General features: G+C 72.3%; 15 protein-coding genes. 13 read left to right on the top strand and 2 right to left on the bottom strand.

The genetic code is table 11. From position 1 onward, the window contains the following. Positions 1-88: 88 nt before the first annotated feature. Complete coding sequence (locus tag ABGB06_RS20190) at positions 89-676, top strand: TerD family protein (protein ID WP_347591317.1); 588 nt, start codon at positions 89-91, stop codon at positions 674-676. A gap of 336 nt (positions 677-1012) precedes the next feature. On the opposite strand, the gene ABGB06_RS20185 is transcribed toward ABGB06_RS20190, so the two are convergent. After that, complete coding sequence (locus ABGB06_RS20185; RefSeq protein WP_347591609.1) at positions 1013-4294, bottom strand: phosphodiester glycosidase family protein; 3282 nt, start codon at positions 4292-4294, stop codon at positions 1013-1015. A gap of 318 nt (positions 4295-4612) precedes the next feature. Beyond that, positions 4613-7462 carry an excinuclease ABC subunit UvrA gene (gene uvrA, locus ABGB06_RS20180; protein ID WP_347591315.1) on the bottom strand — a complete coding sequence of 950 codons (2850 nt, stop codon included), beginning with the start codon at positions 7460-7462 and terminating at the stop codon, positions 4613-4615. A gap of 229 nt (positions 7463-7691) precedes the next feature. Between uvrA and ABGB06_RS20175 the strand changes: the two genes are divergently transcribed. The 12 genes from ABGB06_RS20175 to pgi all read left to right on the top strand — a co-directional run bounded on the left by ABGB06_RS20175 (position 7692) and on the right by pgi (position 20105). Further along, on the top strand, positions 7692-8408 hold the full coding sequence (locus ABGB06_RS20175; protein ID WP_347591313.1) for a maleylpyruvate isomerase family mycothiol-dependent enzyme: 717 nt from the start codon (positions 7692-7694) through the stop codon (positions 8406-8408). A gap of 12 nt (positions 8409-8420) precedes the next feature. Beyond that, positions 8421-9077 carry an MBL fold metallo-hydrolase gene (locus ABGB06_RS20170; RefSeq protein ID WP_347591311.1) on the top strand — a complete coding sequence of 219 codons (657 nt, stop codon included), beginning with the start codon at positions 8421-8423 and terminating at the stop codon, positions 9075-9077. A 46-nt stretch (positions 9078-9123) separates the two neighbouring features. Then, complete coding sequence (gene uvrC / locus ABGB06_RS20165) at positions 9124-11142, top strand: excinuclease ABC subunit UvrC (protein ID WP_347591309.1); 2019 nt, start codon at positions 9124-9126, stop codon at positions 11140-11142. Positions 11143-11245: 103 nt separating this feature from the next. Beyond that, positions 11246-12163: an RNase adapter RapZ gene (gene rapZ / locus ABGB06_RS20160; protein WP_347591307.1), complete on the top strand. Its 918-nt coding sequence runs from the start codon at positions 11246-11248 to the stop codon at positions 12161-12163. A 2-nt stretch (positions 12164-12165) separates the two neighbouring features. After that, positions 12166-13215 carry a uridine diphosphate-N-acetylglucosamine-binding protein YvcK gene (yvcK, locus tag ABGB06_RS20155; RefSeq protein WP_347591305.1) on the top strand — a complete coding sequence of 350 codons (1050 nt, stop codon included), beginning with the start codon at positions 12166-12168 and terminating at the stop codon, positions 13213-13215. Beyond that, entirely contained in the window at positions 13206-14183 is a 978-nt protein-coding gene (gene whiA / locus ABGB06_RS20150; protein WP_347591303.1) for a DNA-binding protein WhiA, read from the top strand. Before yvcK ends, whiA begins: the two co-directional genes overlap by 10 nt. Positions 14184-14397: 214 nt before the next feature. After that, the gene (gap, locus tag ABGB06_RS20145; RefSeq protein ID WP_347591301.1) at positions 14398-15402 is read left to right on the top strand and encodes a type I glyceraldehyde-3-phosphate dehydrogenase; all 1005 of its coding nucleotides are present in this window, start codon (positions 14398-14400) and stop codon (positions 15400-15402) included. 122 nt (positions 15403-15524) lie between these two features. Next, on the top strand, positions 15525-16727 hold the full coding sequence (locus ABGB06_RS20140; protein ID WP_347591299.1) for a phosphoglycerate kinase: 1203 nt from the start codon (positions 15525-15527) through the stop codon (positions 16725-16727). Between the two features lie 4 nt (positions 16728-16731). Further along, a complete protein-coding gene (tpiA, locus tag ABGB06_RS20135; protein ID WP_347591297.1) occupies positions 16732-17517 on the top strand; it encodes a triose-phosphate isomerase in 786 nt (261 codons plus the stop codon). A gap of 131 nt (positions 17518-17648) precedes the next feature. Continuing rightward, positions 17649-17876: a preprotein translocase subunit SecG gene (gene secG / locus ABGB06_RS20130; protein ID WP_347591295.1), complete on the top strand. Its 228-nt coding sequence runs from the start codon at positions 17649-17651 to the stop codon at positions 17874-17876. Positions 17877-18004: 128 nt separating this feature from the next. Beyond that, positions 18005-18340 (top strand): RNA polymerase-binding protein RbpA, encoded by a 336-nt coding sequence (locus ABGB06_RS20125; RefSeq protein ID WP_347591293.1) that lies wholly within the window; start codon positions 18005-18007, stop codon positions 18338-18340. Between the two features lie 94 nt (positions 18341-18434). After that, entirely contained in the window at positions 18435-20105 is a 1671-nt protein-coding gene (gene pgi, locus ABGB06_RS20120; RefSeq protein ID WP_347591290.1) for a glucose-6-phosphate isomerase, read from the top strand. The last annotated feature ends 20 nt before the right edge of the window (positions 20106-20125 follow it).

The following is a 20125-nucleotide window of genomic DNA, read 5'->3' as shown; positions in this document are numbered from 1 at the left end:
AAGAAGCGACACGAGCCCTGGGGCGGGCTGTGGAGCGCGCACGGGGCTGCGTAGGGTTTCTCCGTACATCCGGAGGGAGACCACCCTGATGAGCGTGAACCTGTCCAAGGGACAGGCGATCAGCCTGCGGAAGTCCGACGGCGGCGGACTCACCACGGTGCGGATGGGCCTCGGCTGGCAGGCGGCGCAGCGCTCCACGGGATTCTTCGCCAAGCTGTTCGCCACCCGCAGCGACATCGACCTCGACGCCTCGGCCGTGCTCTTCGCCGGCCGCGAGGCGGAGGACGTGGTGTACTTCCGCAAGCTGACGAGCGACGACGGTTCGGTCACCCATACCGGGGACAACCTGACGGGTGGCGCCGGCGAGGAGGACGACGAGTCGATCCTCGTGGACCTGCACCGGGTGCCACCGCAGGTCGACCAGATCGTCTTCACGGTGAACTCCTTCACCGGCCACAGCTTCGCCGAGGTCGGCGAGGCGTTCTGCCGGCTCATCGACGAGGCCACCGGGCGGGAGCTGGCCCGCTACACCCTGGCCGGCGGCGGCCCCTACACCGCCCAGATCATGGCCAAGGTGCACCGCGAGGACGGCGGCTGGCGGATGACCGCGATCGGCGAGCCGGCGAGCGGGCGCACCTTCCAGGACCTGCTGCCGTCCATCGCGCCGCATCTCTAGGCCCTGTCCGGCGGATCTTCGCAAGCCCACGACTCCCCCAGACTCCGTCCGGGGGACGCACCTCGCTGCGTTACCGAATCGCCCACGTACGTCCCCCAGACTCCGTCTGGGAGGTGCCCCCATTCGTACGAGTGGCGATCCGGTGCCTTGCGACGCACGGCGTCATGGGGGCACCTGGCCTCAAGGGCCTGGGGGAGCCGCCGGCTGATCCTCCCCCAGCTTGGAAAGCTGGGAGGTGCCCCCATCGATCCACCGGACAGGACCTAACCCTCAGGGACGGCGCCGCGGGAACGCGGCGCCCGGGCCGGGGGAGCGCCCCGGCCCGGGCGGCGATGCTCAGCGGCTGATCTCCAGCCACATCTCCCGGCTCACCCCGCCGACCTCCACCGCCAGGCGCGCGCGGCCCGGCCGCAGGCCGGTGAGCTCGCCCGTGGCCGGGTCGAAGGCGGCCGTGTCCCAGCGCCCCGCCTCGTCCGCGGGCCCGACGAACAGCTCACGGGACCCCGACCAGTCCGCGCTCACCGGGAAGGCCACCGGCACCTCGCGGGTCCCGGCCGCGCCCCACTGCTCCAGCGTCGCGCCCGCCGCCACGGTCTCGCCGACGCCCAGCGACGCCGGGGCGTCCAGCGTCAGCTCGTCGACGTGCGGGCGGGTCTGGACGGTCATCCAGTCCGGCAGCGGCCGGTGCGGCCGGGCCCGCGCCGCGGCCTGCTCGGCGCGCGAGACCTCGTCGACGCCGACCATCGCCCAGCCGGTGAAGCCGCCCTCGTCCGGCGCGGCGGCCGGCGCCTTGCCGGCGTCGCCGCCGACGAAGTACGGCACACCCTCCTGGTGGTAGGCGTCGAAGACGCCGACGTGCGCGCCGAGGAAGGCGGCGCCCTTGCCGGTCTCGCGTCGGAAGTCGGCCAGCCAGTCCTCCAGCAGATCCGCCTCCATCCGGTCGGACAGCTGGCTGGCCGGCTGCGCCGTGGTGTCACGCGGCGGCACGTGCGCGACGACCACGACCGAGTCCACCGCCGGGTCGGCCGCGGCGGCGTCCAGCTGGTCCCTGAGCTCCCGCACCTGCTCGTAGCCGGCGCCGCGGATCGTCAGCGAGGAGGTGTCCAGCGTGACGAAGCGGGTCCCGCGGTGGTCGAAGGTCAGCTGCGAGTCGCCGAACTCCGCCTCGAACTGCTCGATCGAGCCGCCCATCACCTCGTGGTTGCCGGGCACGTAGTACCAGGGGGTGTCGCCCAGCTCCTCCTCGATCATCCGGCGGGCGAACTCCAGATCGGCCGGCGAGCCCTCGTCCACCCAGTCGCCGTTGATCAGCACGAAGTCCGGGTCGGCGGCCCGGGCCTCGCGCAGCGTGCGCCGGGCCTTCTCCACGATCTCGCTGTCCGGATCCCTGGCCACGAACTGGGCGTCGGAGACCACGGCGAACCGCCAGTCCCGCTCGGCCGCCTCCTCGGCCGAGCCGATCAGCGCGTCGACCCGCGGCTCCTGCCGCGGCAGCTCCGCCTCCGGCGGTATCTGCGCCCGCAGTTCGTCGATGACGAGCTCGCTGGTGTAGCTCACGGTCGGCCGGGTCTCGGCGACGTAGAAGCGGTGCACCGACAGCGGGTAGGCCACGCCCTCCGGCACCTGGAAGGTGACCTGGCGCCAGCCCTCCCAGGTGACGTGGTCGCCGCGCAGCACATGGTCGGTGCCGTGGGCGTCGACGAGGTGCAGGGAGGGCCAGGCGCCCCGTCCGTCCCCGTTGAGCCACAGGGTGAAGCTCTGCGGCTGCCCGGGCACCGGGATGTCCGCCGGCGGGGTGGCGTACGCGGCCCGGGTGGCGGTGCTCAGGCTGAAGTCGTACGCCATGCGCAGCGCAGTCCCCTCCTGACCCGCGGGCTCGGGCACGATCGAGCCGTCCGCGCGGGCGTGGGTGAACTCCCAGTCCGCGGCGTTCTCGAAGTCGGCGACCAGGGTGTCGTTCAGCCCCACGGTGACGGCGACCGCGGCGGTCACGTCGCCCACCCGGGCGGTGATGGTGCCGGAGGCGGTCGCCGCGTCGGATGCCGCGGCGACCGTGAAGCCGCCGGCCGCCACGTCCGGCTCTACGGCGAACAGCGAGGCGTCGTAGTCGAGTTCCACGTCGCCGGGCTCGACGGGCGCGGTGTTCCCGGCGGCGTCGTAGCCGACCAGGCCGAACCGGCCCAGGGCGTCGACGTCGGCCAGCCCGACCCGCTGGGTGGTGGGCGTCATCCGGTCGAGGTCGCCGAGCACCGTCAGCTCCAGGCTTCCCCCGTCCGCCCCGCCGCCGTCCGCGGTGACCGTCGTGTCGCCCGGGCGGCGGGCGGTGAACAGGCCGTCCCGCGACACCGTGCCGACGGAGCGGTCGTCGGTGCGCCAGTGCGGATCGCCGTCGGCCGGCCCGTACGCGTCGTCGTAGCCGGTGGCGGTCAGCTGGCGGGTGAGGCCGGGGAACACCCGGTCGGGGTGCCCCTCGGCGACCGTGTCCGCGGTCGGCGCGCGGTTCGGGTCGGCGGCCGTGTCCACCCGGTAGCCGGCCAGTTCGCCGTCGCCCACGGGCGCGGTGATGGCGAGCCCGTTCGGCACCGAGCGCTCCTGGCCGTCCGACGGGCTGTTCACCAGGGTGGGTGCGGCGTCGCCCGGCTGGCGCGCCAGCAGCGTGCTGGAGCCGCCGCCGTCCAGGTTGAGGGCGTTGTACGCCCCGAGGTCCGCCATCATCACGGCCAACTCGGTGAGGGTGGCGCCACCGGAGTGCGCCTGCCGGCCGTCCACCGTCAGCACGTACATCTCCTGGCCGTCCCGGGAGAAGCCGACGGCGGTGCGCGGCGCCGTCTCGTTGTTCGGCAGGCCCTCCCAGTTCCGCGGCTCGCCGTCGACGACCAGCAGCCCGCGCCCGCCGACCGCGGTGCGCGGCAGGGCGCCGCCGTCGGAGGTGCGCGGCCCGTACTCCAGGTCCACCGCGTCGCCCACGGCGAGCGACGCCAGGGTCTCCGCGCCCGCGTCGCGGCCGAGCAGCACCACGGCGTCCTCGGGTACCGGGCCGTCACCCGGCTTGTCGGACACGGAGGTCACCGCGCCGTCCGTCACGACGACCTCGGCGACGTCCGCGGCGCCGGACACCGGCTGCGCGCGGTCCGCCTCGCCCCAGAGCGGGCTGTAGACGCCGATCCCGTCGCCCGGCAGCACCGCAGCGTTGTAGCCGTCGAGGCCCACCGTCGCGTCGGGCAGGGTGAGCGTGCCGTCGAAGTAGAGATCGAGGATGCGGCCCGCGTCGTCCGGGCCGACGCCCACCACCTGGGTGGCGCCCTCGGAGCCCGACTGGGTGAGCTCGCCGCCGGACAGGCCGGGGCCGAGCGGCGCCTGGGTGGCGTTGATGTCGAAGAAGTCGCCGTTGATCGCCGCGACGGTGGTGCGTCCCTCGCCCGGGTCGTGACCGGCCACCAGCTCGCTGACCGGAGCCGAGTCGGCGACGGGTCCCGGGGAGAGGTAGTCGATGCCCAGCCCGCTGGTGAGGTCCAGGCTGAGCGCCTGGGCGTTCAGCCACTTGTCCGACTCCAGGCGCTGGTACGTCGTCAGGTCCGCGCCGGGCGCGAGCTCCTGCTCGGTGCGCGACAGCTCCATGCCGTCGCCGTCGACGATGCCGGTCGGCGCGGCCGACGCCACGCCGACGGGCGCGGCGGCCGCCGACGGGGCGGCCACCGCCGGGACCAGACTGACGGTCAGCGCGGCGACGACGCCCGCCGTCGTCACCGCACGTGCGCGAACTCCCCCGTGACGGGCACCTGATGCCACCGCAGCTCCTCGGAACGCCTCGACCGGCCGCGCCCTGCGCGCGTCCGGCGGCTCAGGCTTCCAAGGAGGAGCGGTCTACACCAGAGGGCGGCCGAGAACATTCGGGAAACAACTCACCGCCCGAACCGCCCGAACCGCCCGCCCGGATCAGCGGGGCTGGTCCCCGAGGATGTCCCGCAGGAACTTCCCGGTGTGGCTGGCCGGCTCCGAGGCGACCTGCTCGGGCGTGCCCTCGGCCACCACGAGCCCGCCCGCGTACCCGCCCTCGGGTCCCATGTCCACCACCCAGTCGGCGGTCTTGATCACGTCCAGGTTGTGCTCGATGACGATCACCGTGTTCCCCTTGTCGACCAGGTCGGAGAGCACCGAGATCAGCTTGCGGATATCCTCGAAGTGCAGCCCGGTGGTGGGCTCGTCCAGCACGTAGACGGTGCTGCCGGTGGCCCGCCGCTGCAATTCGGAGGCGAGCTTGACCCGCTGCGCCTCGCCGCCGGACAGTGTGGGCGCCGGCTGGCCGAGCCGGACGTACCCGAGACCCACGTCGTTCAGCGTCCGCAGATGGCGGGCGATCGCCGGGACCGCCTCGAAGAAGTCCAGCGCCTCCTCGATCGGCATGTCCAGCACCTCGGCGATGGACTTGCCCTTGTAGTGCACCTCCAGCGTCTCCCGGTTGTACCGGGCGCCGTGGCAGACCTCGCAGGGCACGTACACGTCGGGCAGGAAGTTCATCTCGATCTTGATGGTGCCGTCGCCCGAGCAGTTCTCGCAGCGGCCGCCCTTGACGTTGAACGAGAAGCGGCCCGGCAGGTAGCCGCGGACCTTCGCCTCCATGGTCTCCGCGAAGAGCCGGCGCACATGGTCGAAGACGCCGGTGTAGGTCGCCGGGTTCGACCGGGGGGTCCGGCCGATCGGCGACTGGTCGACGTGCACCACCTTGTCGACCAGATCGTCGCCCGACACCCGGGTGTGCCGCCCCGGCACCGCCTTCGCGCCGTTCAGCTCGCGCGCCAGGTGGGTGTAGAGGATGTCGTTGACCAGCGTGGACTTGCCGGATCCGGAGACCCCGGTGACCGCGGTGAGCACGCCGAGCGGGAAGCTGACGTCGATGTCCCGCAGGTTGTTCGCCCGGGCGCCGTGCACCGTCAGCCGCCGCTCGCCGTCCACCGGGCGTCGCGCCGCCGGCAGCGGGATCGACCGCGCACCCGACAGGTACTGCCCGGTCACGGACGCCTCGTTCGCCAGGAGCTTCTCCAGCGGGCCGCTGTGCACCACCTCGCCGCCGTGCTCGCCCGCGCCCGGTCCTATGTCCACCACCCAGTCCGAGGTCTTGATGGTGTCCTCGTCGTGCTCCACGACGATCAGCGTGTTCCCCAGGTCGCGCAGCCGCACCAGGGTCTCGATCAGCCGGTGGTTGTCCCGCTGGTGCAGGCCGATCGACGGCTCGTCCAGCACGTACAGCACGCCGACCAGGCCCGAGCCGATCTGGGTCGCCAGCCGGATCCGCTGCGCCTCGCCGCCGGACAGGGTGCCGGCCGCGCGGTCGAGCGAGAGGTAGTCCAGGCCCACGTCGACCAGGAAGCGCAGCCGCTCGTTGACCTCCTTCAGCACCCGCTCGGCGATGGTCCGCTCCCGGTCGGTCAGCCGCATGCCGCGCAGGAACTCGGCGCACTCGCTGATCGACATCCCCGCGATCTCGGCGATCGACCGGTCCTGCACCGTCACCGCGAGCACCAGCGGCTTGAGCCGGGTGCCCTGGCAGGCCGGGCAGGGCGCCTCCCGCATGTACCCCTCGAAGCGCTCCCGGCTGGAGTCGGACTCGGCCTCCGCGTGCCGGCGCCTGATGAACGGGATCACGCCCTCGAAGGCCGTGGTGTACGCGCGCTCCTGGCCGTGCCGGTTCTCGTAGCGGACCTCGATCTTGGTCTTGTGACCGTGCAGCAGAGCCTTGCGGGCGCGCTGCGGCAGCCCCTCCCAGGGGATGTCGGTGCGGAAGTTCAACGCGTCGCCGAGGGCGCCGATCAGCAGGTTGAAGTACCCCTTGGTGTGGCCGTGCGACCAGGGGTGGATGGCGCCGTCCTCCAGCGTCCGCTCCGGGTCGGGGATGATCAGCTCCGGGTCCACCTCCATCCTGGTGCCGATGCCGGTGCACTCGGGGCACGCGCCGAAGGGGGAGTTGAACGAGAAGGAGCGCGGCTCCAGCTCCTCGAAGGACAGGTCGTCGTACGGGCAGTACAGGTGCTCGGAGAACATCCGCTCGCGCTGCGGATCGTCCGCGGGCAGGTCGACGAAGTCCAGGATCACCATGCCGCCGGACAGGCCCAGCGCCGTCTCCACCGAGTCGGTCAGCCGCCGCTTGGCACTCTCCTTGACCGTCAGCCGGTCCACCACCACCTCGATGGTGTGCTTCTCCTGCTTCTTCAGCTTCGGCGGGTCCGTGAGCTGCACCGTCGCGCCGTCCACCCGGGCCCTGCTGTACCCCTTGGTCTGCAGGTCGGAGAAGAGGTCGGCGAACTCGCCCTTCCGCTGGCGCACCAGCGGCGACAGCACCTGGAACCTGCTGCCCTCCTCCAGGGACAGCACCCGGTCCACGATCGCCTGCGGCGACTGCCGGGCGATCGGCCGGCCGCACTCCGGGCAGTGCGGCTTGCCGATGCGCGCGAAGAGGAGCCGCAGATAGTCGTAGACCTCGGTGATGGTGCCGACCGTCGAGCGCGGGTTCCGCGAGGTGGACTTCTGGTCGATGGAGACCGCGGGGGACAGGCCCTCGATGAAGTCGACGTCGGGTTTGTCCATCTGCCCCAGGAACTGCCGCGCGTACGCGGACAGCGACTCCACGTACCGGCGCTGGCCCTCGGCGAAGATCGTGTCGAAGGCGAGCGAGGACTTTCCGGATCCGGAGAGGCCGGTGAAGACGATGAGCGAGTCGCGGGGCAGGTCGAGCGAGACGTTCCTCAGGTTGTGCTCGCGAGCGCCTCGCACGATGAGTCGGTCGGCCACGCCGGATGACACCTTTCCTGTGGTTCCAGGATCCCGCGGCATGCGGAAGACCCCGGCTTCAAGGGTATGGGGGGCCACTGACACTCGTGCCGACGATCGCCGGCAAGCGGGCCGACACGCGTGTTTGGGTGCCGGCGAGCCCCGCGACGGCAGCCTATAGCAAAGATGTTCGATTCCCCGGCGCGTTGCCATACTTTCACTCGATGGGGTGGCGAGCTAGCGTGTGATCATGACGGCAACCACGGCTCCCACCACTGATCTCGCCGCCCTCGGGGAGGCCACGGCCCGGCTGCTGGCCGCCGTCGACACCCTCGACGACGCGGCCGTCGGCCAGCCCTCCGCGCTGCCGGGCTGGACCAGGGGCCACGTGCTCGCCCACCTCTCCCGGAACGCCGACGCCCTGGTCAACGTGCTCACCGGCCGGCCGATGTACCCCAGCGAGGAGGCGCGGGACGCCGACATCGAGCGGGACGCGCCCCGCCCGGCGGCGGCCCACCGCGCCGACCTGCGGGACAGCGCCGCCCGGCTGCGGGCGACCGCGGCCGAGCTCACCGACGAGCGGTGGGGGGCCGTCGTCACATTCCGCAACGGCGTGACCGACGTCGCCGCCAGCATCCCGCTGCGTCGCTGGATCGAGGTCGAGCTGCACCATCTGGACCTCGCCCTCGGGCTGACCGTCGCCGGGCTGCCCGGCGCCTTCCTGGACCGGGCCCTCGGCTACCTCGCCGCCCGCTTCGCCGGCCACCCCGACGTCCGGCCCCTGGAGCTGCGCGCCGAGGACGGCCGCCACTGGCGCACCGGGGCGGACCCCGACGAGTCGCGGGCCGGCGTGGTGGTCGTCGTCGGCACCCCCGCCGCCCTGGTCGGCTGGCTCTCCGGGCGCACCGCGGGCGGCGGCCTGAGCACCACGGGCGGCGAGTCCCTGCCGGCGCTGCCGCCGCTCTGAGAGACTCCCGCCATGTCCTACACCGGGAAGGTCACGGTCGGCGGACCCGCCGACGTGCACGAGCTCACCCAGTTGATCATCTCCAAGGTCGCCGTCGGCCCCATGGAGAACAACGCCTACCTGCTGCGCTGCCGGCGGACCGGCGAGCAGCTGCTCGTCGACGCGGCCAACGAGCCCGACACGCTGCTCCGGCTGGTGGGCGACGACGGACTCGGCGCGGTGGTCACCACGCACCGCCACGGGGACCACTGGCAGGCGCTCGACGCGGTGGTGCGCGCCACCGGCGCACGCACCTACGCCGGCGAACACGACGCCGAGGGCATCCCCGTGCCCACCGACGCGCCGGTCGCGGACGGTGACACGGTGCCGGTCGGCGCCTGCCGGCTCACCGCGCGTCACCTGGTCGGGCACACCCCGGGTTCCATCGCGCTGGTGTACGACGACCCGGACGGTCACCCCCACGTCTTCACGGGGGACTGCCTCTTCCCCGGCGGCGTCGGCAACACGCGTGGTGACCAGGAGGCCTTCGGCCGGCTGCTGCACGACGTCGAGACCAAGCTCTTCGCCGCCCTCCCGGACGAGACCTGGGTCTACCCGGGGCACGGCGACGACACCACGCTGGGCGCCGAGCGCCCGCATCTCGACGAGTGGCGCGCCCGCGGCTGGTGACGTTCCGTGTGCCGTCCTGTCCGACCTCGGCAGTAGGCTGGCGCACATGGCCGATCCCTCCAGCTACCGCCCGGAACCGGGCCAGATCCCGGACTCGCCGGGGGTCTACCGGTTCCGGGACGAGCATCGCCGGGTGATCTACGTCGGGAAGGCCAAGAGCCTGCGGCAGCGGCTCTCGTCGTACTTCCAGGATCTCTCCGGGCTGCACCCGCGGACCGCGACCATGGTGACCACCGCCGCCTCCGTGGAGTGGACCGTGGTCTCCACCGAGGTGGAGGCGCTCCAGCTGGAGTACTCCTGGATCAAGGAGTACGACCCCCGGTTCAACGTCAAGTACCGCGACGACAAGAGCTATCCGTCGCTCGCCGTCACGCTGAACGAGGAGTTTCCCCGCGCCCAGGTGATGCGCGGCCCCAAGCGCAGGGGCGTGCGGTACTTCGGTCCCTACGCGCACGCCTGGGCCATCAGGGAGACCGTCGACCTGCTGCTGCGGGTCTTCCCGGTGCGCACCTGTTCGGCCGGCGTGTTCAAGCGGGCGCGCGCCGTCGGACGCCCCTGTCTGCTGGGGTACATCGACAAGTGCTCGGCCCCGTGCACGGGCCGCGTCACCCCCGAGGAGCACCGCGCCCTGGCCGAGGAGTTCTGCGACTTCATGGCCGGCCGCACCGGCGCCTACCTGCGTCGCCTGGAGGAGGAGATGCGGCAGGCCGCCGACGACCTGGAGTACGAGCGGGCGGCCCGGCTGCGGGACGACACAGAGGCGCTGCGGCGCGCCATGGAGAAGAACGCCGTGGTGCTCGCCGACGCCACCGACGCGGACCTGATCGCGCTGGCCGAGGACGAGTTGGAGGCCGCGGTGCAGATCTTCCACGTCCGCGGCGGCCGGGTGCGCGGCCAGCGCGGCTGGGTCACCGACAAGGTGGAGAACGTCGACACCGCCCAGTTGGTCGAGCACGCGCTGCAACAGCTCTACGGCGACGAGCGCGGCGAGGGCGTGCCCAGGGAGGTGCTGGTCCCGGTCCTGCCCGAGCCGGAGGAACCGGTCGCCGAGTGGCTCGGCGAGCGCCGCGGCTCCCGGGTGAGCCTGCGGGTGCCCCGGCGCGGCGACAAGCGGGACCTGATGACCACCGTGCAGCGGAACGCGCAGCAGGCGCTGGCGCTGCACAAGACGAAGCGCGCCTCGGACCTCACCACCCGGTCCCGCGCCCTGGAGGAGATCGCCGAGGCGCTCGGCCTCGACTCCGCGCCGCTGCGCATCGAGTGCTTCGACATCTCCCATCTCCAGGGCGAGGACGTGGTGGCCTCGATGGTCGTCTTCGAGGACGGCCTGGCCCGCAAGAGCGAGTACCGCCGCTTCCAGATCAGGAGCTTCACCGGTCAGGACGACGTCCGGGCCATGCACGAGGTGGTCTCCCGGCGCTTCCGCCGGTACCTCAGGGAGAAGGAGCGCACCGGCGAGTGGGCCGGGGAGGAGCCGGACCAGCCGCCGGCGGGCCCGGCCGGCGGCGCCGAGGAGGAACCGCCGGACGGAGCGGCCGCGTCGTTCCGTGCGGACGACGGCCGCCCCAAGCGCTTCGCCTATCCGCCACAGCTCGTCGTGGTGGACGGCGGGCAGCCGCAGGTGGCCGCCGCCCGCCGGGCCATGGACGACCTGGGCATCGACGACGTCGCCGTCTGCGGCCTGGCCAAGCGCCTCGAGGAGGTCTGGCTGCCCGGCGAGGGCGATCCGGTCATCCTGCCGCGCAGCAGCGAGGGCCTGTACCTGCTCCAGCGGGTCAGGGACGAGGCGCACCGGTTCGCCATCCGCTACCAGCGGGGGAAGCGGTCACAATCGATAAGAACGGGTCCCCTCGACGCCGTACCCGGCCTCGGGGAGACCCGGAAGAAGGCGCTGCTGAAGCACTTCGGTTCGGTCAAGCGGCTCCGCTCCGCCACGGTCGAGGAGGTCACGGAGGTCCCGGGCATCGGCCGCAAGACCGCCGAGACCGTCGTCGCCACCCTGGCCCAGGGAGCCCTCCCGGCGCCGGCGGTCAACACTGCCACCGGTGAGATCGTCGAGGACTGAGCGGTCCCAGCCGCCGCTCCGTCCCGAAACCAGGCACCATGGCATAAGCGGCATACCCGACACGAGACACGTCAGAACACACGAGACATCGGGGGACGGCACCATGAGTGAGCACATCGCAGACGCGGAACAGGCCGGCGCGGGCGGCGCCGAGGCCGTCACCCTGCCCGAGCTGGTGATCATCTCCGGCATGTCGGGCGCCGGGCGGTCCACCGCCGCGAAGTGCCTGGAGGACCTGGGCTGGTTCGTCGTGGACAACCTCCCGCCCTCCCTGATCCCGACCATGGTGGACCTCGGCGCCCGCTCCCAGGGGAACGTGGCGCGCATCGCCGTGGTCGTCGACGTCCGGGGCCGCGGCTTCTTCGACACCCTCCGGGAGTCGCTGACCGACCTGGACACGAAGGGTGTCACCCGCCGCGTGGTCTTCCTGGAGGCCTCGGACAACGCGCTGGTGCAGCGCTTCGAGTCGGTCCGCCGCCCGCACCCGCTGCAGGGCGAGGGCCGCATCGTGGACGGCATCGCCGCCGAGCGCGACCTGCTGCGCGAGCTGCGCGGAGACGCCGACCTGGTGATCGACACCTCGAACCTCAACGTGCACGAGCTGCGCGCCAAGATGGACGCCCAGTTCACCGGCGGTGACGAACCGGAGCTGCGCGCCACCGTGATGTCCTTCGGGTACAAGTACGGGCTGCCGGTGGACGCCGACCACGTGGTGGACTGCCGCTTCCTGCCCAACCCGCACTGGGTCCCCGAGCTGCGCCCCTTCACCGGCACCAGCGAGGAGGTCGCCGGGTACGTGTTCAACCAGCCGGGCGCCAAGGAGTTCCTCGACCGCTACGCCGAGCTGCTCAGCCTGATCGCCGACGGTTACCGCCGCGAGGGCAAGCGGTACGTCACGATCGCGGTGGGCTGCACCGGCGGCAAACACCGCAGCGTGGCGATGTCCGAGCGGCTGGCCCGTAGGCTCGCCGCCGAGGGCGTCGAGACCGTGGTGGTGCACCGGGACATGGGGCGCGAATAGCGATGGCGGGCAGAGCCGTCTGGCAGCGCCGGGTGGGCGAGGGCCGCAGCCGCCGGGCCCTCCGCTCGCTCCGCGGCGGGCGCCGCGGCGCGCAGCCGAAGGTCGTCGCCCTCGGCGGCGGCATGGGCCTGTCCGCCTCGCTCACGGCGCTCCGGCGGATCACCGGCGACCTCACCGCCGTCGTCACCGTCGCCGACGACGGCGGGTCCAGCGGCCGGCTGCGGGACGAGCTCGGCGTGCTGCCGCCCGGTGACCTGCGCAAGGCCCTGGCCGCCCTGTGCGGCGACGACGAGTGGGGCCGCACCTGGTCCGAGGTGGTGCAGCACCGCTTCAAGAGCGGCGGCGCGCTGCACGACCACGCCGTCGGAAACCTGCTGATCGTGGCGCTGTGGGAGCAGCTCGGCGACCATGTGCAGGCCCTCGACCTGGTCGGCAAGCTGCTCGGCGCGCACGGCCGGGTGCTGCCCATGTCGGCGGTGCCGCTGGAGCTGGAGGCCGTGGTCCGCGGCCATGACCCGGCCGCTCCGCACCGGCTCAGCAAGGTGCGCGGCCAGGCCACCGTCGCGCTCACCCCGGGCGAGGTCCGCCGGGTGATGCTGGTGCCGCCCGACCCGCCCGCGGTTCCGGAGGCGGTCGAGGCGGTGCTCGACGCCGACTGGGTGGTGCTCGGCCCCGGCTCGTGGTTTTCCTCCGTCATCCCCCACCTGCTGGTGCCGCGACTGCTCGACGCGCTCACCCGCACCCAGGCGCGCAAGGTGCTGTCGGTCAACCTCGCACCACAACCCGGGGAAACTGATGGCTTCTCCCCGCAGCGTCATGTGGAGGTTTTGGTACAACACGCCCCTAAACTCGCCTTCGACGTGGTGCTGGCCGACCGGGCCGCCGTGCCCGACCAGGACAGCCTGGGCCGGGCCGCCGAGCGGCTGGGGGCCACGGTCGAGCTGGCGCCGGTGGCCGCGTCCGGCGGAGTTCCCCGCCACGACCCTGAGCTGCTGGCCGCCGCGTACGACCGTATTTTTCGGATGCATGGAAGGATCGGCCCATGGCGATGACGGCTGCGGTGAAGGACGAGATCTCCCGGCTTCCGGTCACCCGTACCTGCTGCCGCAAGTCGGAGGTGTCGTCGATCCTGCGGTTCGCGGGCGGTCTGCACCTGGTCAGCGGGCGCATCGTGATCGAGGCCGAGCTCGACACCGGTATCGCGGCCCGGCGGCTGCGCCGGGACATCCTGGAGATCTTCGGGCACGCCTCCGATCTGGTGGTCATGGCCCCCGGCGGACTGCGGCGCGGCAGCCGTTACGTGGTGCGGGTGGTCGCCGGGGGCGACCAGTTGGCCCGGCAGACCGGCCTGGTGGACGGCCGCGGCCGTCCCATCAGGGGCCTGCCACCGCAGGTGGTCTCGGGGGCCACCTGCGACGCCGAGGCCGCCTGGCGCGGCGCCTTCCTGGCGCACGGTTCGCTCACCGAGCCGGGCCGCTCCTCGTCGCTCGAGGTCACCTGCCCGGGCCCGGAGGCCGCCCTCGCCCTGGTCGGCGCGGCCCGCCGGCTGCAGATCGGCGCCAAGGCGCGCGAGGTGCGCAGCGTGGACCGGGTGCAGGTGCGCGACGGGGACGCGATCAGCGCGCTGCTCACCCGGCTCGGCGCGCACGAGTCGGTGCTGGCCTGGGAGGAGCGCCGGATGCGGCGCGAGGTGCGGGCCACCGCCAACCGGCTGGCCAACTTCGACGACGCCAACCTGCGCCGTTCCGCCCGCGCCGCGGTGGCCGCCGGAGCCCGGGTGCAGCGCGCGCTGGAGATCCTAGGCGAGGAGGTCCCCGACCACCTGGCCGCCGCCGGCCGGCTGCGCATGGAGCACAAGCAGGCCTCGTTGGAGGAGCTCGGCGCGCTCGCCGAGCCGCCGCTGACCAAGGACGCCGTGGCCGGCCGGATCCGCCGGCTGCTGGCCATGGCCGACAAGCGCGCCCAGGACATCGGCGTCCCCGGCACGGAGTCCACCCTCACCGAGGAGATGGTCGGCTAGCCGCCGGTCACACCCGTCGCCGCCTCGCGCCGGCGCGCGGCCCCGCGCGCCCGCTGCCCCGCCAGTGCCACGAGGTCGCGGAACCCCCGGCCCGAACACGCCCGGTCGGTGTCACCCGCCCGGAGCCGGCGCGGTAGGGTCGGAGTCGGTCGGGGACATCCCAATACAGCAGCGCCGGTGTCCGCCACCGGCACACCAACGAGGAGATCGGTTCGTGACGATCCGCGTAGGAATCAACGGCTTTGGCCGTATCGGACGTAACTACTTCCGCGCGCTCCTTGAACAGGGAGCGGATGTCCAGATCGTCGGTGTCAACGACCTGACCGACAACGCGACGCTGGTGCACCTCCTGAAGTACGACAGCGTTCTCGGTCGCCTCCGTCAGCCGGTCAGCCACACCGAGGACACCATCACGGTGGACGGCCAGACGTTTCGGACGATGGCCGAGCGCGACCCGGCCGCCCTGCCCTGGGGCGACCTCGGCGCGGACATCGTGATCGAGTCCACCGGCATCTTCACCAAGCGGGACGACGCCGCCAAGCACCTGGCCGCCGGCGCCAAGAAGGTGCTCATCTCCGCCCCGGCGAAGAACGAGGACCTCACCATCGTCATGGGCGTCAACCAGGACGCCTACGACCCGGCGCAGCACCACGTCGTCTCCAACGCCTCCTGCACCACCAACTGCGTGGCGCCGATGGCGAAGGTGATCGACGAGGCCTTCGGCATCGTCAAGGGCATGATGACGACGGTGCACGCGTACACCAACGACCAGCGCATCCTCGACTTCCCGCACAAGGACCTGCGTCGGGCCCGCGCCGCCGCGGTGAACATCATCCCGACCACCACCGGCGCCGCCAAGGCCACCGCCCTGGTCCTGCCGCAGCTCAAGGGCAAGCTCGACGGCATCGCGATGCGGGTGCCCGTGCCCACCGGTTCCGTCACCGACCTGGTGGTCGAGCTGGGCCGCGAGGTCACCAAGGACGAGGTCAACGCCGCCTTCCGACAGGCCGCGGACAGCTCGCTCAAGGGCATCCTGGAGTACACCGAGGACGCGCTCGTCTCCTCGGACATCGTCAACTCCCCGGCCTCCTGCACCTTCGACTCCAGCCTCACCATGGCGCAGGGCTCGCAGGTGAAGATCGTCGGCTGGTACGACAACGAGTGGGGCTACTCCAGCCGTCTCGTGGACCTGACCGTCTACGTCGGCGAGCGGCTCTGATCCGTTCGGCAGGCAGGGCTCGCAGGGCGCACCGTCGCGCGCTGCGAGCCCTTACGCCGTGCGGCGCGCGCCGCACGGCGGGAGCGGCCCCAGCAGTCTCGAGAGAGTCCGGAACCTAACGCATGAAGACGATTGACGACCTCGAGGTCGCCGGGCGACGGGTCTTCGTCCGCGCCGACCTCAACGTCCCGCTCGACGGCGGGACCATCACCGACGACGGCCGCATCCGGGCCGCCGTGCCGACCATCACCCGGCTCGCCGAGGCGGGTGCCCGGGTGATCGTGGCCTCCCACCTGGGCCGCCCCAAGGGCGCCCCCGACCCGGCGTTCACGCTCGCCCCCGTGGCCACTCGGCTCGGCGAACTGCTCGGCAAGACCGTCGCGTTCGCCGCCGACACGGTGGGCGGCGCGGCCCAGGCCATCGTCGAGCACCTGGCCGACGGCGACGTCGCGCTGCTGGAGAACCTCCGCTTCAGCCCCGGCGAGACCAGCAAGGACGACGCCGAACGCGGCGCCTTCGCCGACCGGCTCGCGCGGCTCGCGGACCTCTACGTCGGCGACGGCTTCGGCGCCGTGCACCGCAAGCACGCCTCCGTCTACGACCTCCCGGCCCGGCTGCCGCACGCCGCCGGCGGCCTCATCGCCACCGAGGTCGGCGTGCTCAGGCGCCTCACCGAGGAGGTCAGCCGCCCCTACGCCGTCGTGCTCGGTGGCGCCAAGGTCTCCGACAAGCTCGGCGTCATCGGCCATCTGCTGGAGCGGGCCGACCGCATCCTGATCGGCGGCGGCATGGCCTACACCTTCCTCGCGGCCCAGGGCCACGAGGTGGGCGACTCGCTGCTCCAGGAGGACCAGATCCCCGCCGTGCGGGACTACCTCAGGGAGGGCGAGCAGCGCGGTGTCGAGTTCGTGCTGCCGGTCGACGTGCGGGCCGCCAAGGACTTCCCGGACCTGCGGACCAAGGCCGTCGTGGAGTCGGAGGTGCTGGCCGCCGACGCCATCCCGGCCGGGCTCCAGGGCCTGGACATCGGCCCGCGCACCCAGGAGCTCTACGCGGCCCGGCTCGCCGACACCGCCACGGTCTTCTGGAACGGGCCGATGGGCGTCTTCGAGCACCCGAGCTTCGCCGAGGGCACCCGGGCGCTGGCCCAGGCCCTGGTGGACAGCTCGGCCTTCACCGTGGTCGGCGGCGGGGACTCCGCCGCGGCCGTCCGGATCCTCGGCTTCGACGAGGCGGGTTTCGGACACATTTCCACCGGCGGCGGCGCCAGCCTCGAATACCTCGAGGGCAAGGCGCTCCCCGGTCTGCAGGCTCTGGAGGACTGACACGATGGCTACCGCGAGCCCGCGCACGCTGCTGATGGCCGGCAACTGGAAGATGAACCTCAACCACCTGGAGGCCATCGCCCACGTGCAGAAGCTGGCCTTCGGCCTGTCGGACAAGGATCTCGACGCCGTCGAGGTCGCCGTGCTGCCCCCGTTCACCGACCTGCGCTCGGTGCAGACCCTGGTGGACGGCGACAAGCTGAAGATCAGGTACGGGGCGCAGGACATCTCGGCGCACGACACCGGGGCGTACACCGGTGAGATCTCCGGGCTGATGCTCGCCAAGCTGAACTGCACCTACGCGGTCGTCGGCCACTCCGAGCGGCGCCAGTACCACGGCGAGGACGAGGAGATCTGCAACGCCAAGGTCCGGGCGGCCTTCCGGCACGGCCTGACGCCGATCCTGTGCATCGGCGAGCCGCTGGAGGTCCGCAGGAGCGGCGAACACGTCGCGCACACCCTGGCCCAGCTCGACGGCGGCCTGCGCGACGTGCCGGCCCCGCAGGCGGCGACCCTGGTCGTCGCCTACGAGCCGGTCTGGGCCATCGGCACCGGCGAGGTGGCCACCCCGGACGACGCCCAGGAGGTCTGCGCGGCGATCAGGTCGCGGCTGGCCGAGCTGTACGACGAGGGCGTCGCCGAGCAGGTGCGGATCCAGTACGGCGGCTCCGTGAAGGGGAGCAACGTCGCGGCGATCATGGCCCAGCCGGACGTGGACGGCGCCCTGGTCGGCGGCGCCTCGCTGGACGCGGACGAGTTCGTCAAGATCATCCGGTTCCGCGATCAGTGACCCCACCCGGTACCCTGACGGGGGCCGCCACCATCTGTTGGTGCGGCCCCCGTCAGCCGGTAGATTGACCGGCGTCACACTGTCCGAGATCGTTCGCGATCACCGAGCCGTCAGAGAGAGTTGGTCCAGTCGTGGAAACGGCGTTCCAGATCGCCCTCATCGTCTTCAGCGCCCTGCTGGGCCTGCTCGTGCTCATGCACAAGGGCAAGGGCGGAGGCCTCTCCGACATGTTCGGTGGCGGCATGCAGTCCTCCGTCGGTGGATCATCCGTCGCCGAGCGGAACCTCGACCGGATCACGGTCGTCGTCGGCCTGATCTGGTTCGCCATCATCGTGGTGCTCGGACTGCTGATGAAGTAGTGACGCAGTAGTGACAGGCTGGCCACAAGCCGGTAAGTCAGTAACTCGAAGCACTGGACGTGCGTTGAGCCTTGCATAGACTGAGGCGACTTCGCAGCACACAGCACGTGAGGCAGGGAGTTACGACCGTGGCAGGTGGCAACGCGATCCGGGGCAGCCGGGTCGGCGCGGGGCCCATGGGAGAGGCCGAGCGGGGCGAGTCCGCGCCGCGGCTGAGGGTCTCCTTCTGGTGTGCGAACGGGCACGAGACGCGGCCCAGCTTCGCCAGCGACGCACAGATTCCCGACACGTGGGACTGTCCGCGCTGCGGCTTCCCGGCCGGGACCGACCGCGAGGCTCCGCCGGCCCCGCCCCGCACCGAGCCGTACAAGACGCATCTCGCCTACGTCCGCGAGCGGCGCAGCGACGCCGACGGCGAGGCCATTCTGGCGGAGGCCCTGGCCAAGCTCCGCGGCGAGATCTGAGGCGCGTGGGGCGGGGGCGGCGCAGCGCGTAGCCTGTGGTTCGCGAGGATCCGAGCGATCACGACGCGAACACACAGATGGGCTGAACACCGAGATGAACGCACGCGGGCGCGCCAGGCTGGACCGGCTGGCGGAGTGGAATGCGCTGGCCAAGCACCGGGAGCACCTGGGGGAGGTGCACCTGCGGGAGCTCTTCGCCACAGACCCCGGGCGCGCCGAGCGGTACGGGCTACGGGTGGGCGACCTCTACCTGGACTACTCCAAGCATCTGGTGACCGACGACACCCTGCGGCTGCTGCGCGAACTGGCCGCGGCCGCCGGGGTGGAGCGACTGCGGGACGCGATGTTCCGTGGCGAGCGGATCAACGTCACCGAGGACCGCGCCGTGTTGCACACCGCGCTGCGCGCGCCCCGGGGCGCGGTGATCGAGGTGGACGGCGGGACCGGCGAGAACATCGTGCCCGCCGTGCACGCGGTGCTCGACCGGATGAACGACTTCGCGGGACGGGTGCGCGCGGGGGAGTGGACCGGCCACACGGGCCGGCCGATCCGGGCCGTGGTGAACATCGGCATCGGCGGCTCCGACCTCGGCCCCGCCATGGCCTACGAGGCGCTCCGCCCCTACACGGCTCGGGAGTTGACCTTCCGCTTCGTGTCCAACGTGGACGGCGCCGACCTGCACGAGGCGGTCCGGGACCTGGACCCGGCGGAGACGCTCTTCATCGTGGCGTCGAAGACCTTCACCACCATCGAGACGATCACCAACGCCACCGCCGCGCGGCGCTGGCTGCTGGCCGGCCTCGGCGGGGACGAGGCGGCGGTCGCCCGGCACTTCGTGGCCGTCTCGACCAACGCCGAGAAGGTGGCCGCGTTCGGCATCGACACGGCGAACATGTTCGAGTTCTGGGACTGGGTCGGCGGCCGCTACTCCTACGACTCGGCGATCGGCCTCTCGCTGCTCGTCGCGATCGGCCCTGACCGGTTCGGGGAGATGCTCGACGGCTTCCGGCTGATGGACGAGCACTTCCGCACGGCCCCGCCGGAGGCCAACGCGCCGCTGCTGCTGGGCCTGCTCGGCGTCTGGTACGGGGGGTTCTTCGGGGCGCAGTCGCACGCGGTGCTGCCGTACAGCCACTACCTGTCCCGCTTCACGGCGTACCTGCAGCAGCTGGACATGGAGTCCAACGGCAAGTCCGTGGACCGCGAGGGCCGTCCGGTGGAGTGGCAGACCGGGCCCGTGGTCTGGGGTACGCCGGGGACCAACGGGCAGCACGCGTACTACCAACTGCTGCACCAGGGCACCAGGACCATCCCCGCGGACCTGATCGGCTTCGCCCGGCCGGTGGCCGAGCTGGCGCCGGACCTCGCGGACCAGCACGACCTGCTGATGGCGAACCTCTTCGCCCAGGGCCAGGCGCTGGCCTTCGGCAGGACGGCCGAGGAGGTGCGGGCCGAGGGCGTCGCCGAGGACCTGGTGCCGCACCGCACGTTCCCCGGGAACCGGCCCACCACGACGATCCTGGCGTCCGAGCTGACGCCGTCCGTGCTCGGGCAGCTGGTGGCGCTCTACGAGCACAAGGTGTTCACGCAGGGCGCGGTGTGGGACATCGACTCCTTCGACCAGTGGGGCGTGGAGCTGGGCAAGGTGCTCGCGAAGCGCGTCGAGCCGGTGCTCACCCGCGGCGACGCCGCACCCGAGGCCGCCGGGCTCGACCCCTCCACGGCCGGGCTTGCCGCCCGGTATCGCGCCCTGCGCGACCGCTGAGGCCGTGCCGGCCGGCCCTC

Source organism: Streptomyces sp. B6B3 (genome assembly GCF_039871525.1).
Lineage (GTDB): Bacteria > Actinomycetota > Actinomycetes > Streptomycetales > Streptomycetaceae > Streptomyces.
This window is presented reverse-complemented; position numbering and strand designations above follow the sequence as displayed.